The sequence below is a fragment of the Frankia sp. AgB32 genome, assembly GCF_023243045.1.
In the GTDB taxonomy this organism is placed as follows: domain Bacteria; phylum Actinomycetota; class Actinomycetes; order Frankiales; family Frankiaceae; genus Frankia.
In genome coordinates this window covers 1,449-16,425 of sequence record NZ_JALKFX010000072.1, presented here as the reverse complement: position 1 = coordinate 16,425, position 14,977 = coordinate 1,449, and the positions used below count along the sequence as shown (strand labels likewise).

Here is a 14,977-nt window from a genome sequence, read left to right as displayed (position 1 = left end):
CCCAGGACACCCGCCCCCGCCACCTAAACCAACATCAACACTGGGCTACTGGAACCGTCACCCGTGAATGGACACCTTGGACGACGTGCAGACAAGGATGGACTCGCTGCCGACGAAGCGGCAGACGATCCAAAGGCTGGTCGATCCTAAAGCCATCGAAATCGCGTATCAGCCGATCATCGACTCGCTGATCAACCTGATTCGTCTCATCCCACAGGGAAATGACGACCAGGAGCTCACGGACGGGATCAATACGGCCTACTTCCTCATGTCGGGGACGGAGCTGCTGTCACAGCAGCAGGCACTGGTGTTCAGTCTGATCACCGAGGGAAGCAACCGGAAGTTCCTCGAGGCCGACTACCGCGACTTCCTGTCGGCCGAGACCCAGCGCACCCGCGACCGGGACGACCTGGAGACCTTCGCCGGGCCGAAGCAGATCGCCATCTTCAACCCGACGGTGGATCCCGGCAACCAGGACATTCAGAACACCGACGACGACATCGAGCAGGTCCTCGCCTCGCCGATCGGGCAGCAGCTTCCCGCGGACCTCACGCCCGAGAAGTGGAACCGGGCGACCCAGGAGACGATCGACACCAGCATCGACGCCACCGGCAAGCTGCTGGATCTCGTCGACAACCGGGTCGACACGCTGCGCGGCGGCATCCAGCGCCGGGCGCTCCTGTCCGGCCTGCTCGTCGTGCTCATCCTCGCCGCCGCCCTGCTGGCCGCCCTGATCGTGGCCCGATCGCTGGTCCGGCCGCTGCTGGCCCTGCGGACCGCGGCGCTCGACATCGCCGACCGCCGGCTGCCCGAGGCGGTCCGCCGACTGCGGGACTCCACCGACCAGAACATCGACGACTCGATCGAAGCGATCGGTATCGATACCGACGAGGAGGTCGGCGAACTCGCCCGCGCCTTCGACGGGGTGCACCGCGAGGCCATCCGGCTGGCGTCCGAGCAGGCATCGCTGCGGAACAACGTCAACGCGATGTTCATCAACCTCTCCCGCCGCAGCCAGGGGCTGGTCGAGCGGCAGCTACGCCTCATCGACGACCTGGAGAACCGCGAACAGGACCCGGACCAGCTGGCCAACCTGTTCAAGCTCGACCACCTCGCCACCCGAATGCGGCGGAACAACGAGAGCCTGCTGGTCCTCGCCGGCACGGACACCGCCCGCCGCTGGACCCACCCCGTGCCCCTCAACGAGGTCGTCCTGGCGGCCATCTCCGAGGTGGAGCAGTACACGAGGGTCAAGCAGACCTCGGCGGCCCCGGTCTCCATCGCCGGAAACGGTGTCAGCGACGTCGTCCACCTGGTCGCCGAGCTGCTGGAGAACGCCACCTCGTACTCGCCGCCGGTCACCGACGTGCTCGTGACCAGCCATTCCCTCGGCCCGGGCGCCGGCGCAATGATCGAGATCGAGGACCGCGGCATCGGAATGCCCGCCAAGGAGCTCGAGCGCGTCAACGAGCGCCTGGCCAGCCCGCCGATCGTGGACGTGTCGGTGTCCCGGACGATGGGTCTGTTCGCGGTCGGCCGGCTGGCCGGGCGGCACGGCATCCGGGTGCAGCTGCGCGAATCCTCGTCCGGCGGCATCACCGCGGTCGTGCGGCTGCCCGCCAAGCTGGTCACCGGCGACGCCCCCGGGGTCGGCCGGGTGCCCGCGATCAGTCGGCCGGCCCAGCCGGCGATCACCGGCCCGGCCGGCGACAGCGGCCAGCGCGACGAGCGCGACCGCCCGGGGATCGACGCGGGCCAGCGCCCGAACGGCCTGGCGGCCCTGCCCGGCACCGGACCGACCAACGGAGCCGGCAACGGGCTGCGGCCGGGGGCCGAGCCGGCTGCCCGGGGCAGCATCTTCGACGACAAGAGCGGGCCGGGACGCCTGCCCAACACCGGCCCCTTCCCGCTGACCGGTCCCCTGGCCGCGCAGATCGACTCCGACCGAACCGGCCCGCTGCCGACCGCCGACCGTCGCGAACTCGGTCTGGATGCGTTCGGCGCCGGCCCGGGCACCCCGCAGCCGACTGCCCCAGCGGACACCGGACCGGTCCCGCTCGACGCCGATCTCACCCGGCAGCGCGAACCGCAGCTGCCCGACCAGCCGGAGTTCGACCGCGGGGCAGCCAAACTCGCCCTACCGCGGGAAGGCACCGGACCGAACGGCCGTGGTCGTCCGGCGCCAGGCGCCAACCCGGACACCGAGCACATCGAGCGACGCGGCCCGGCCGCCCGCCGCGACCACCCGGCGCCGGACGTGACCAGCCCGATGTCGTTCGGGGACAACCGCTGGCCAACCCGCCCCCGGCCGACCGAGCTCGACCAGGTGCCGGTCAACCGGGAGGAACCGGCCTCCAGGCTCCCCGTCCGCGGGCGGCCGGGTCCGGGGGCCGAGCGGATCCCCACCGGGCCGCAGGGCAGCGTGTTCGCCCCGGTCAACCGGGGGCCCGCCGACGCGGACAACCGAGCCGACCCGCAGCCGGCCACCCCGCCGGCAACGGGCCCGCAACCGGGGATCCCGCTGGTGGCGGACACCGGACCCCGTCCCCAGGCACCCACCGGGCCACGGCTGACCGAGCCGCAGCAGTCGACCGGCCCGCAGCAGTCGACCGGCCCATCGGAGACGACCGGGCCCCGCCTGCGTCCCGCCGAGGTGGCCGCCGACAACACCGGCGAGCGACCCAGCGCGGAGGCGGAGGCGGAGGCGGAGGCCGAAGGGGACGAGTACGAGACCTCGCCGATCTTCGACTCGGTCTCGGCGTGGTTCCAGCGCCGAAGCCCGGCCGACGAGCCGGCGCCGCGCGCGGCGCGGCCGACACCGACCGCGGCGGCGGCGGCTGCGCCGGCCCGGCCGGCTGGGCGCTCGGGCCTCGGCGGTGCCTTCGGGCACCGGGTCCCGGCGCGCTCCGGCGCCGACCCGCTGACCGGGCCTCGTCCGCTCCCCGTCAGGGAGCCGACCGTGGAGTCCGCCCCGGCCGCGGCGCCGATCCCGACACGCACGACGCAACCGCAGCCGCGACCGGCTGCGGCGGCCTCGCCCGTCACGGTGGGCCCACCCGCTGCGGCGGCCCAGTCCTACCAACAGCCGGCGGCGCGACCGCCGGTGCCACCGGCGGCCCCCACGGCGCCGGGGGAGGATGGTTGGAGTTCCCCCGGAGACGCCGGCTGGCGGGCTGCCGAGGCGTCGCGCCGTCCAACCACGGGTGGCACGACGCAGTCGGGCCTACCGGTACGAGTCCCCATGACCCATCTCGTGCCCGGCAGCGCCGAACCCGCGCCTCGCCGGCGTCCCGCCGAAACCCCGGTCAGATCCCCGGAAGCCGTCGGTGGCCGGCTTGCCAGCTTCTACCAGGGCGTGCGGCAGGGACGTGATGTCGGAGTCGACACCACGAGAAATCCTCGACGTGACGCGCAGGAGGAACGGTGACACCCGTGAGTTCTGATGCCCAGAACCTCAACTGGTTGATCAACAACTTTGTCGACCGAGTCCCGGGTGTTGCGCACACCGTGGTGGTGTCCGCGGACGGCCTGTTGCTGGCCGTTTCGGACGGTTTTCCCCGCGATCGGGCCGACCAGCTCGCCGCAGTCGCCTCGGGCCTCGTGAGCCTGACCCAGGGCGCCGCGCGGGTCTTCGAGGCAGGTGCCGTAACCCAGACAGTCGTCGAGATGGAACACGGCTTCCTGTTCATCATGGCGATCAGCGACGGCGCGAGCATGGCGGTGCTGGCCGCGCCGTCCTGCGACATCGGGCTGGTCGGGTACGAAATGGCACTGCTGGTCAGCCGGGCGAAGGATGTCCTTACCCCGGCGCTGCGCGCCGAGCTGCAGGGAACGCTTCCGCGGTGACCGAGCGGAAGCACAGGGAGTCAGGGTGAGTATCGATCCCGAGAATGCGCCCGGTCCGGTCGTCCGTCCCTACGCGATGACCGGCGGGCGAACTCGGTCACGCTACGAGCTCGCCATCGAGGCGCTCGTCTTCACGACGCCGCTCGGCGAGGAACGGGCCATCGGCCTGAACCTCGAGCAACAGACCATCGCCGCCATGTGCCGGCAGGTGCGATCCATCGCGGAGATCGCTGCCGGGCTCCGGGTGCCTCTGGGCGTAGCCCGCGTGTTGGTAGGCGACATGGCGGATGAAGGCTTCGTCCGCGTCCACCAGCAGCCTGACCGCGATGAGGCACCGGATCTCGCGTTGCTCGAAAGGGTTCTCAGTGGCCTTCGAAAGCTCTGACAACAGACGGGTCAACTCCTCCGTCGCCACGACCTCGGTCAAGATTGTGGTAGCGGGCGGCTTCGGCGCCGGAAAGACCACATTTGTGGGCTCGGTGTCCGAAATCGTCCCGCTACGCACCGAGGCCGTCATGACCGAGGCCGGCGCCCATGTGGACGACCTGACCCATCTCACCGACAAGACGACCACCACGGTCGCCATGGACTTCGGCCGAGTATCCCTGGACGAGGATCTGATCCTCTACCTGTTCGGCACGCCAGGGCAGTACCGCTTCTGGTTCATGTGGGACGACATCGTGCGCGGCGCGATCGGCGCCATCGTGCTGGCCGACACCCGCCGACTGGCCGACTGCTTCGCCGCCGTCGACTACTTCGAGCAGCGTCAGCTGCCGTTCGTCATCGGAGTGAACTGCTTCGACGGCGTCCTGCGGCACTCGATCGAGGACGTTCGGGAGGCACTGCAGGTCAACCCGGCCGTGCCGATCATCACCTGCGACGCCCGCAACCGGGACTCGACCAAGAGCGCGTTGATCGCGGTGGTCGAACACACCATGTCCCGCGCCGCGGCCCGCGCCTAGCGGGGGGTGCGCGTCAGGCCCGCGACCGGGCACGCGTGAGGGGCCCCGTGGACAGTTCGCCACGGGGCCCCTCAGGCGTGCCGGGTCCGACTGCTAGGTCGGGGGCGGCAGTGGCCGGAGCTGGCCGCCGACCGGGACCTTGGTGTTGCCGCTGTTGTTCACGATCTGCAGGTTGAAGTCGTTGTTGACCTGGTCCCACTGGCCGCCGACGACGGGTATCCGCGCCACGTTCTTCGGCACGTTCTGCTGGGAACCGAAGGCCACCGGGCCGACGATCGTCTGGGCGTCGACGGCCCGGATCGCGCTGGCGATGTCCTCCTTCTCCAGTGACGCGGCACCGCTGAGCGCCTTCACCGCCACCTCGAACAGGGCGTAGCCGAAGCCCAGCCCGGTCGTCCAGGCTCGGCCCCGGTCCTTGGCGAAGGCGTCGGCCAGGTCCTTGGAGGTCTTGCCGTTCAGCGAGCTGCGATAGGGATGTGACGGCGACCAGCCGATCTCCGTGGTCAACCCGTCACCGTTCGATCCCAGGGTGCGCAGGTCCGTCTGATGGTCCAGCGCCTTGGACATGGTCAGCGCCTTGGGGGTGAAACTTCCGGCGCCGTGGATGGACCGCTGCAGGACGGCGAAGTCGGCTGCCTGCGCGACGCCGACGATCGCGCCGACATCCTCGGACCTGAACTTGTTGACATAGTCGTCGAACGACGCAATCCCGGGCTCGAAGCCCTCGGTGGCCGGCGAGATGACCTGAAAACCGTAGTTGCTGATCGTCGGAATTCCATAGTCCCGATTGGCAAATGCACGGCCGTCATCGTCGTTGGAGTAGACCAGCCCCACCTTGGTGATGTTCAGCTGCTTCCACATCGACACCGCGTCGTTGACGATGTCCTCCATGCCCCACGAAAGGTGATAGGTCCAGTGGAAGGGCATGTCGACGTTGCCGCCGCGGCCGTCCCACCAGGACTGCCAGGGCGTGAGGGTCGAGATGCAGGGCACCTCGTTGATCTCGCACTGGTCGGACACCGGAATGGCCGTGTCCGAGGTGCCGCCCACCAGCACCAGGTCGACCTTGTCCTTGAAGACCAGGTCCGCGGCCGCCACCCCGGCCCGGAGGCGGTCGGACTGGGAGTCCCGGACGACGATCTCCACCGGGTAGGTCCGCCCCCCCACCTTGATGCCGTCGGCGAACATTGTGCGCATCATCTGGATCACGTAGGACTCGACGATGCTGTAGAGGCCGAGGGTGCCCGTGCGCGGCACGACATAGCCGATCCGCACCGTGCGCGGCCCGGCCGAGCCGGACGAGCCGCCGCAGGCGGCGAGCAGGCCGGCGGCCGGGGCGGCCACTGCGGCGGTTCCGCCCCACCTCAGCAGAGTGCGCCGGCTGACCGAGCCTGGACCGGTCCCACCGGCGGCCGGCGCGAGGCCACCAACCCCGCTGGCGGCGTCATTGTTGTCACCGGCGGCCGCATGCTGCCAGCCACCTGCACGGAAAGACCTAACCATGGCACCTGATCCTGCCTCACGCCGGTTTAAACCCGGCAACCGGGGTCCGAAACCGAGTAGATCGCATAGACGCCAAGACGGGCCCATCCGACATTTCGCACACCTTGCTCACGTTGGGCAGGGGAGCGAATGTTCTCAGTTCACTCCGCAGAATCGATGTTGCGCCGCACCGCTCGCTTTGAGTTCAAGGGTGCCCTGTGCCCGGCCGCGGATTCCGCCCCCCGGCTTGGCGATGTGCGTGCCGGTCAGATCCTTCAACGGGCCACTGGTGAACTTCACGTCACCGATCACATTCCCGCCGTCATTGCCCGCCACCGCGGTGATCGTGTACTGGCCGGCACTGCCCTGCCAGGTGTAGGCGCCGTCCGTCCTCGCGACCACAAGCACGCCGACCACGTCGGTCGACAGCTTCAGGGGGTTCGTGGCGGTCACCAGCCGACACTGCCAGCTTCCGTCGATCATCGCCTTGCCGGCGAGCGCGTCCGGGTTCGTCGCGACCGCGTTGGCCGAGACGTCGGCGGCCGTGGTCGCCGCCGGCGCCGCACCACCCCCGTCATGCCCGCGCAGCAGGACGAAACCGCCCACTCCGAGCAACGCGACGACCAGGGCCACGGCCAGCGGCCCGATCCAGCCCTGACGCAGCCAGGCCAGACCGTCCGCCGACAGCGGCTCGTCCTCGTCGTCGAGCGGGCCGGCCGACCGGTCGGTGGGTTCGAGCAACGCGGAGGAGGCCGCGTGCCGGTGGTCGGCCCGCCGCCGGGGCACCGCATGGGAGCCGGTCACCTCGCCGGTCCGGGCTCCCGTCGCGCGCCGCCCGCCCGAGCCGGTAGCGCTCCCCCTGGCCCCCGTGCGTCGCCGTCGCTCGCCGGTCTCGGCGCCGCGCTCCTCCGGGCCGCCGGTCGCCTCGCGGTCGCCGGACGTCGAGGCAACCGGTTGCAGGCTGTTCGTGTCCGTCACCGGATTGGGCGTGCGGCGGCGGTCCGCCGGCACGCTGCGGGCGCCCGTTCTGCGCACCGATCGGGATGGCTGCCAGCCGCTGTCGCCGTCGCCGGGCGGAGCCAGCGCGCCGCCCCGGCCCCCGGCCCGGCGGCTCACCAGCGAGGTCATCTCGGCCGGAGTCTCCGGACGGCGGTCCGGGGCACCGCCCGCTGCCCGCCCGGGCCGCGGGCTGGCACCCGCCGCCTCCCCAGGCCCGCTCGGCCCGCCGGTTCCAGGCCGGGCGCCGGGAGGCGACCCGGACCCGGGCGCGTCCTCCCGGTACAGCGGCCGCGCCGTCGTCATCGTCTCCTCGACCCGACGGGCCGGGGGCCCGGGGCTGCGGCCGGTGCCCGGCGCGGGCTCCGGCCGACTTCGCCGGTCCGGCGTCGCCGGTTGGCCACGTCGGGTGGCAAGGGCGGCCGAGCGCTGGTCCACCGGCGGGGCCCCGGGAGTGCGCCATCCGGTGCCCCCATCCGGGGGCGAGGCTGGACCCGTCGATCGGCGGCGGACCACCGGCAGCGGCCCGGACAGCGGATCTTCCCGCTCGGGAACCGATCCCGACGGGCCAGGCGGCGGCGCCGGGCGAACGAAACTGCCCGTGTCGGTCAGCGGATTACGCCAGCCCGAGTCCCTGGCGACCGGGTCCCACGACTGCGCCGGGCCGGCGGGCGGGCCTGCGCCGCGCCCACGTCCCGGCGCCACCTCGCCAGGCCCGGCCGGCGGGACCGCACTCGCGGCCCGGCCGAGAGCCGGGGCGGCGGGCACCGCACCGCCCACGGGAGGCAGGGCCGGTGCGGCCGGCGCCCGGCTCGGCGCCGCCCCGTTGGTGCCCCGCGGGCCGGTGGGATGGTAGCTGTCGGCGCCGAAGCCACGCGGCGGCGTCGAGGGATAGGGCGTGACCTGACCGGCGGCGTCGGACCGCTGCGGGTCGGAGCGTTCGCTCGGCCCGGGCACCGGCCACAGCCTGGGTGAACTGTGGCCGTTCCAGGGGTCGACAGGCCTCGGCGCGGCGGGCTCGCCCGCGGGACGGGCCTGTGCGGGCGGCATCCGGGCGGCATCCGCGACCGGCGACCGGCTCGGGCCCCCGGTCGCGGCGAGCGGGGAACCAGCCGCGGCGGCGCCGAATCCGTGCCCCGGAGACGGCGAACCTGGCGAGGACGAGCCACGCGACGGCGGCGGGGGCCCCAGTTCGGCCGGCGCCTCGGTGCGCCGCAGGCCGCCCGTCGACGGTCCCGCGCCGGTGCGGGCGCCGGGAGCGGGAACCGGCCGCGCGGAGATCGGGAAACCGCCGGTGAACGGATCGCTGTAGCCGCCGTCATCCCCGTTGCGCGGGGCGGGATCCGGGCTGGCGGCGCCGACCCGGACGGAGCCGGTCGCCGGACCGCGCCAGGACGGCGCTTCCTCGTACGCGGCCGGGCTTGGGTAGGCCGGGCGCGGCGCGGGGGCCTGGGCCGTCCCGTGGGGCGGGGGCACCCGCTGGACCGGCGGCAGGTCGTACCCGGCCGGGGCGCCGTACGCCGACGGGTGTCCGTGGACAGCCGCGGATTCGTCGGCCGCCACAGATCCGTTGTAGGCCGACGGACCGCTGTAGGCCGACGGACCGCCCTGGCCGGGCGCACCGTCGGCGCGAAACGCACCGCCGCCGCCCAGGCCGGCACCGGACCGGGGGTCGCCACCCGGGCCAGTCCCGGCACCGCGGTCGGCCGGGCCCGGGCCGGGCCGCGCGGGCGGGAAGATCGATGGCAGGTGGGACGTCGGCAGAGCACCGCCCGGCGCGGCGGGCGGTGCCGCCGGGGCCGGGGCCGGGTCGGGCGGGTCGACGGAGATGGCCCCCGCGCCACTCCCGAACCGCGGCGCCGGTCCGTTCCAGGTGCTGGTGACGTCGAACGGATCAGCGCTCCGCCGCGACTCGGCCGGCGCCGCCGGCGCTTCGCCCGGGGCGGGCGTCCACGGCGTGGGCCCCCAGGACGGGGCGGGCGACGGGGCCGCGCCCGGCTGCTCGGGCTCACCGACCCGCTCGACGGCGAAGAAGTCATCGTCCCGACGGGGCGGGAGCGGCCGGTTGAGGTCGGCGTCGTGAGTAGTCACGAGACAGCCACCGATCCCTGCGCGAGGCCGGGAGCGGCGGCGTGGCCGGCGACGGGGTCAGCTCCCCGGGCCGGGCGGTGGCGCATGGTCATCGGGCGGCATCTCCTGCCCCCCAGGTCAGCACGATGTGGACGGCCATCGTAGAGACGCACGGACTCCGAACCGCGACGGCACGACTCGTTCTCTCGCAACCACTTCGCTACGAGTGATGGTTGTCCTACCGTAGGAACGACGAAAAAGCAACGATTAGCTGGCTCGTCCTCCACCCACCTGGACAGATTTGTGGTGATAGTGCGTCCGAACCACTGTACCCGGGCGGTGGTCATCGCTTGTCACGGCAGGCGGCGTAGATCTCGCGCACGACCCGCTGCGACGAATCGGACTGCACCTCGGCGCTGAACCGCTGGTATTCCTCCTGCGTGTAGTTCGCTTCAAGCTTGTCCAGCGTGCAGGTGCAGTAGCCCTCGTTGCCGTTGCTGACGTCCAGGCAGGAACTCACGTACGCGTCCCGGACGGACTTCTCGTAGCGGCCCTTGCCGGCGGCAGTGGCCCCCGACGACTGTCCCCCGTCCGATCCACCCCCGCCGAGCGCCAGGAATCCGGCCAGACCGAGTCCGGCACAGAGCAGCACGACCACCGCGACGATCAGCACGGCCGGACGCTGTCGCGCCCGGGCGACAACCCCGCCGAGCCCGCCGCCCGGCTCTGCCGCCTCCCGCTCCGGGCGGACCGCCCGGGTTGCGAAGCGTCCGGATGACGGGGACCAGCCGCGCTCACCCGCCGGCCCGTAGCCATCGGGGTCGTCATCGTCCGGCAGGGCGTCGTCCTCGTACTCGCCGTCGGGGTCGTCGGCGTCGTCCTCCCAGTGCGCGACGCCGGTGGCGCGCGCCGGTGGGGCCGGGCTGCCGAACCGGCGGATCTCCCCGGTCGAATCGCCGTCGTCGTCCCAGTCGTCGTTGGTCGTGGCCAGCCCTCGGCCGCCCGGGGTGACGCCCTCCGTGCCCGGTTGGGCCGGCTCGCTCGGACGGTCGTGGGCCGGGCCCGCCCCGGGCACGTTCCCGAGGGGGTTCGCGCCGGTCGGAAGGGGGTCGGCGGCGCGCGCTGCGAGTCCCAGCGGGTCCGCGCCGAGCGGGTCCGCACCGTTCAGGCCCGACCCGCTGCGGCCCGCGCCGGCCAGCCCCGCACCGGTCGCCGTCCCGGGGCCGGCTCCGCCGGACGCGCGGACGGTTTCCTGGGCGCCGGTCGGTGCCCAGCGACCGAACTGCCCGGTTCCACCGAAGGAGGGCAGCATGCCGGTACCCGCGCCGCCGCCACCACCGGCGGCCGGGACGCCGGGGGGGCCGGTGGGGCCGGTGGGGCCGGTGGGGCCGGTGGGGCCGGTGGCGCCCGGACTGCCGGCACTCCCGCCGGGCCGTCCGCGGTCCTGGACTGCCGGGGCCGTGTGGGGGACCCCCGTTTCCGGGCTCATCCCCCCCGATGGGGCCAGCGGACCGGCGTTCGTCTGCCCGGGCCGGGCGGAGCCGGCGGCCGTGTTCGGCCATGAGGGGGCCCCGCCGGAGCCGGCCGGCGGCGTGGGTGATGCGGAATGCCAGGTCTGGGCAGCCTCGTCCCAGACGTAGGCGCCGTCATCACTGACCCAGCGGCCATGCTCGTCGAGGCGCATCGGTCGTCCTTAGTGCCGGAGACGGACGATCCCAGGGTGCCATGTCCATGTCGGGTCGGAATCGACCGGGTACCGCCGCCGGTGTGCCCGGTCCATGACCGCCCCGCCGTGTTGCCCGTCGGGACCGCCGCCTGCACGGCCCCGACCGAGGGTCGTCAGCCTGTTGCGGCGACCATGATCTCGGCCTTCTGGAACTCCTTGAGCGTCGCGTAACCGGTCGTCGCCATCGCGGTGCGCAGGCCGCCGGCGAGGTTGAGCAGGCCCGTTCCGGTAGCCGCACCCGGTCCGGCGATGATCTGCTCGAGGGTCCCCGTCGGGGTGACCGGGGCCCAGCGCCCACGCGGCAGATCGGCGTGCAGCACGTCCATCGGCCACATCCCGCCCTGGCCCGGGGCATCGTGGGCGGCGGCGAGCGCGGCGTCCACCATCACCGCGTCGGCGCCGCAGGCGATCGCCTTGGCGAGGTCACCGCCGGTGCGCATGTCACCGTGTGCGACGACGTGGACGTACCGACCGCCGGACTCGTCGAGATACCGCATCCGCGCGCCGGCCGCGTCCGCGATCGCGGTGGCCAGCGGGACACCGACGCCCAGCACCTCGCGGGTCCGGTCACCGAGACCGGAGCCGACGCCGACGATGACCCCGGCAGCCCCGGTGCGCATCAGGTGCAGCGCGGTCGAGAACGACGCGCAGGCGCCGACCAGCACGGGAATGTCGAGCTCGCCGATGAACTGCTTGAGGTTGAGCGGCTCGGACTGCCGGGACTGGTGCTCCGCGGACACCGCGGTGCCATGGATGACCAGCAGGTCGACACCGGCCGCCAGCACATGCGGGCACAACGCGCGCACCTTCTGCGGACGTAGTGCCGCGGCCACGGTCACACCGGCCTCGCGCAGCTCGTTCAGCCGCTGCGCGATGAGGTCCGGGTCGACCGGGGTGGCGTACAGCGCGCGCAGCCGGTCGGTCGCCGCCGCCGGGCCCTGCTCGGCGCCGATCTCGCTGAGTTCGGCGATGAGCTTCTCGGGCTCGGCGTGCCGGGTCCACAACCCCTCGACGTGCAGGACGCCAAGGCCGCCGAGCCGACCGAGCTCGATCGCCGACGCCGGTGAGGTGACGGCATCGGCCGCGGCCGCCACCAGCGGCAGCCCGAAGCGGTAGGCGTCGATCTCCCAGGCGAGGGAGACGTCCTTGGGGTCGCGGGTCCGCCGCGACGGGACGATGCCGACGGCGTCGAGACCGTACGCGACCCGCGCGTTCTTGCCGATGCCGATCTCGACCTCTGCCACTGCTGGGCCTCCTGCTCGGGGCCGACCGGCGGGGGCCGGCCGGCGCACGCCGGTCGGTCACTCCCGGCCGCGCCGGGTGACGATGTCAGCGTGCCGAGTTGTAGTTCGGCGCCTCGACCGTCATCTGTACGTCATGGGGGTGGCTCTCGACCAGGCCGGCCGAGGTGATCCGCACCAGCTGGGCCTCGTCCTGCATGCGGCGGATGGTCGGCGAGCCGGTGTAGCCCATCGCGGCGCGCAGGCCTCCGACGAGCTGGTGCGCCACGGCCGCAAGCTGCCCCCGGTAGGGCACCTGTCCCTCGACGCCCTCGGGGACGAGCTTGTCGTCGGACAGCACGTCGTCCTGGAAGTAGCGGTCCTTGGAGTACGAGCGGGCCGTGCCGCGGCTGCGCATCGCGCCGAGCGAGCCCATGCCCCGGTACGCCTTGTACTGCTTGCCGTTGATGAAGATCAGTTCGCCCGGGCTCTCGTCGACGCCGGCGAGCAGGCTGCCGAGCATCACGGTGTCGGCGCCGACCGCGATCGCCTTCGCGATGTCGCCGGAGAACTGCAGGCCGCCGTCGCCGATCACCGGCACGTCGTGCTCCCGGGCGACCCTGGACGCCTCGTAGATCGCGGTCACCTGCGGAACGCCGACGCCGGTGACGACCCGGGTGGTGCAGATCGAACCCGGGCCCACACCCACCTTGATCGCGTCCGCGCCGGCGGCGATCAGCGCGGCGGCGCCGGCGCCGGTCGCGACGTTGCCACCGATCACGTCGAGCGGGCGGCCGTTGGCGCCGACCGGCATGTCGGCCTTGATCCGACGCACCATGTCGGGCACGGCCCGCTGGTGGCCGTGGGCGGTGTCCACGATGAGGAAGTCCACGCCCGCCGCGACGAGCACCTGGGCCCGCTTGTAGGCGTCCTCGCCCACCCCGATCGCGGCACCCACGACGAGGCGGCCGTCGGCGTCCTTGGTGGCGTTCGGGTACTGCTCGCGCTTGGTGAAGTCCTTGACGGTGATCAGCCCGCGCAGCCGGTCCCGCTCGTCGACGATCGGCAGCTTCTCGATCTTGTGTCGGCGCAGCAGGTCCAGCGCGTCCTCGGTGGACACCCCGACCGGCGCCGTGATCAGCGGCATCGGGGTCATCACGTCCTGCACCCGGCGGGAGTAGTCACGCTCGAAGCGGATGTCGCGGTTCGTCACGATGCCGACGAGCCGGCCGTCCGCCTCGGTCACCGGAACCCCGGAGATGCGGTACCGCGCCATCAGCACGTTCGCGTCCTCGAGGGTGGCGTCGGCCCCGCAGGTCACCGGCGCGGTGATCATCCCGGACTCGGACCGCTTCACCATGTCGACCTGCTGGGCCTGCTCGTCGATCGAGAGGTTGCGGTGCAGCACACCGACGCCGCCCTGGCGCGCCATCGCGATCGCCATCCGCGCCTCGGTCACCGTGTCCATCGCGGAGGACACCAGCGGCACCGCGAGCGAGATGGACCGCGAGAGCCGCGTGGTCGTGTCGGCTTCCGCGGGGACGAGGTCGGAGGCCGCCGGCAGCAGCAGCACATCGTCGAAGGTGAGGCCCATCATCGCGAGCTTGGGCGGGACGGGCGCCGCGTCGGCGCCGAGACGGTCGATCCCGGGATCGGCGCGGTCCCCCGCCGACGCGGACAGATCGGTGGCGACGGGAGCGTTCATGGCACCTTCCGTTCCGGGTTGACCGGTGCCGCGGCGCTGCGGGACCGGCCGGCGGCCACGGCTCCGCCGGATGCCTGACGAGCCGCCCAACCTCGGATCGGACGCCTCGCGTCGGACATGGGCCTCGGGTCGAACACGGGCCTCGCGTCGAACACGGAGCGGGATCTCGGGCCGGACCGCGGCACATGTCCATCGTAGAGGCCGATGGCACCGGTGGGCCGACCCCGCGTGACGGAGATCGCGGTCGCGCCGGCGCGGTCGCATCCGGTCCGCGGCGAGCCGCACAGCTTAGCCGGGTTCGCGCAACAGAAAAAGGTCGGATCTGAAACCACTCACAAGCACCGCACAACGGTGCCGAGACTCCAGATCGGGACCACTAAGCAGTCCGGGCAAGCGTAGCGTGGTCGACGTGAGCGACGAGCCTGTCGACCCCTTCGCGGGTGACCCCGAGGATCCGGCCGCCGAGCTCGCGCGCCTCGACTCCGCCGACGATCTCTCCCTGCTCGAGCCGCTGTCCCTGCACGAGCGGGAGGAGGTCCTCGCCGAGCTGGGAGACCTCGACGTCTTCCGCACGCTGCTTGAGCCGCGCGGGTACCGCGGGCTCGTCGTCGACTGCGAGGGCTGCGCTGAGCCCCACTACTTCGATTGGGAGCTGCTCGCCGGCAACCTGCGCAACCTGCTCAACGAGGGGCGGACGCGGGTGCATGAGCCGGCCTTCTCCCCCGACCCGTCCTGCTACGTGAGCTGGGAATACGCCCGCGGCTTCGCCGACGGCGTCTACGAGGCGTCCGCCGCGTCCGAGGCCGACTCGCGCTGATCGCCGGGTCGTTCGGCGTCGTCTGCGACGCCGGGTCCTCCGTCGTCGCCGCGGCGGCGCCGCAGGACAGCCCAGGAAGCCCCCCCCCCCCCCCCCCCCCCCCCCCCCGGGGGGGGGCGCCCCCCCCCCCCCCCCCCCCCCCCCCCCCCCCCC

At 72.9% G+C, this 14,977-nt stretch carries 11 protein-coding genes; 5 read left to right on the top strand and 6 right to left on the bottom strand.

What is annotated here, in order from left to right:
• Positions 1-85 precede the first annotated feature (85 nt).
• The 4 genes from MXD60_RS18560 to MXD60_RS18545 are packed head-to-tail and all read left to right on the top strand — an operon-like array spanning position 86 to position 4,808.
• Positions 86-3,427 (top strand): nitrate- and nitrite sensing domain-containing protein, encoded by a 3,342-nt coding sequence (locus tag MXD60_RS18560; protein WP_248820581.1) that lies wholly within the window; start codon positions 86-88, stop codon positions 3,425-3,427.
• Positions 3,424-3,846, top strand: a complete 423-nt coding sequence (locus MXD60_RS18555; protein WP_248820579.1) for a roadblock/LC7 domain-containing protein — start codon at positions 3,424-3,426, stop codon at positions 3,844-3,846. Before MXD60_RS18560 ends, MXD60_RS18555 begins: the two co-directional genes overlap by 4 nt.
• Positions 3,847-3,871: 25 nt before the next feature.
• On the top strand, positions 3,872-4,231 hold the full coding sequence (locus tag MXD60_RS18550) for a DUF742 domain-containing protein (protein WP_011602350.1): 360 nt from the start codon (positions 3,872-3,874) through the stop codon (positions 4,229-4,231).
• Positions 4,212-4,808 (top strand): GTP-binding protein, encoded by a 597-nt coding sequence (locus tag MXD60_RS18545; protein ID WP_248820578.1) that lies wholly within the window; start codon positions 4,212-4,214, stop codon positions 4,806-4,808. The genes MXD60_RS18550 and MXD60_RS18545 overlap by 20 nt, the downstream gene beginning before the upstream one ends.
• A gap of 93 nt (positions 4,809-4,901) precedes the next feature.
• Here the strand turns inward: MXD60_RS18545 and MXD60_RS18540 are convergent, their stop codons facing one another.
• From MXD60_RS18540 to guaB, 5 genes are all read right to left on the bottom strand, one after another.
• A complete protein-coding gene (locus MXD60_RS18540; protein ID WP_248820577.1) occupies positions 4,902-6,311 on the bottom strand; it encodes an ABC transporter substrate-binding protein in 1,410 nt (469 codons plus the stop codon).
• A gap of 135 nt (positions 6,312-6,446) precedes the next feature.
• Positions 6,447-9,377 (bottom strand): hypothetical protein, encoded by a 2,931-nt coding sequence (locus MXD60_RS18535; RefSeq protein ID WP_248820576.1) that lies wholly within the window; start codon positions 9,375-9,377, stop codon positions 6,447-6,449.
• A 322-nt stretch (positions 9,378-9,699) separates the two neighbouring features.
• Positions 9,700-11,040 (bottom strand): hypothetical protein, encoded by a 1,341-nt coding sequence (locus MXD60_RS18530; protein WP_248820575.1) that lies wholly within the window; start codon positions 11,038-11,040, stop codon positions 9,700-9,702.
• Positions 11,041-11,195: 155 nt separating this feature from the next.
• Positions 11,196-12,326, bottom strand: coding sequence for a GuaB3 family IMP dehydrogenase-related protein (locus MXD60_RS18525; RefSeq protein ID WP_248820574.1), 1,131 nt, complete (start codon positions 12,324-12,326; stop codon positions 11,196-11,198).
• 85 nt (positions 12,327-12,411) lie between these two features.
• On the bottom strand, positions 12,412-14,007 hold the full coding sequence (gene guaB, locus MXD60_RS18520) for an IMP dehydrogenase (protein WP_283098599.1): 1,596 nt from the start codon (positions 14,005-14,007) through the stop codon (positions 12,412-12,414).
• A 400-nt stretch (positions 14,008-14,407) separates the two neighbouring features.
• Here guaB and MXD60_RS18515 point away from each other — a divergent pair, with 400 nt between their 5' ends.
• Positions 14,408-14,824, top strand: a complete 417-nt coding sequence (locus tag MXD60_RS18515; RefSeq protein ID WP_308222532.1) for a DUF5319 domain-containing protein — start codon at positions 14,408-14,410, stop codon at positions 14,822-14,824.
• Here MXD60_RS18515 and MXD60_RS28905 read toward each other — a convergent pair.
• The coding region (locus MXD60_RS28905) for a hypothetical protein (RefSeq protein ID WP_283098598.1) at positions 14,785-14,977 on the bottom strand (193 nt) is incomplete at its 5' end. The two genes, MXD60_RS18515 and MXD60_RS28905, sit on opposite strands and share 40 nt — an antisense overlap.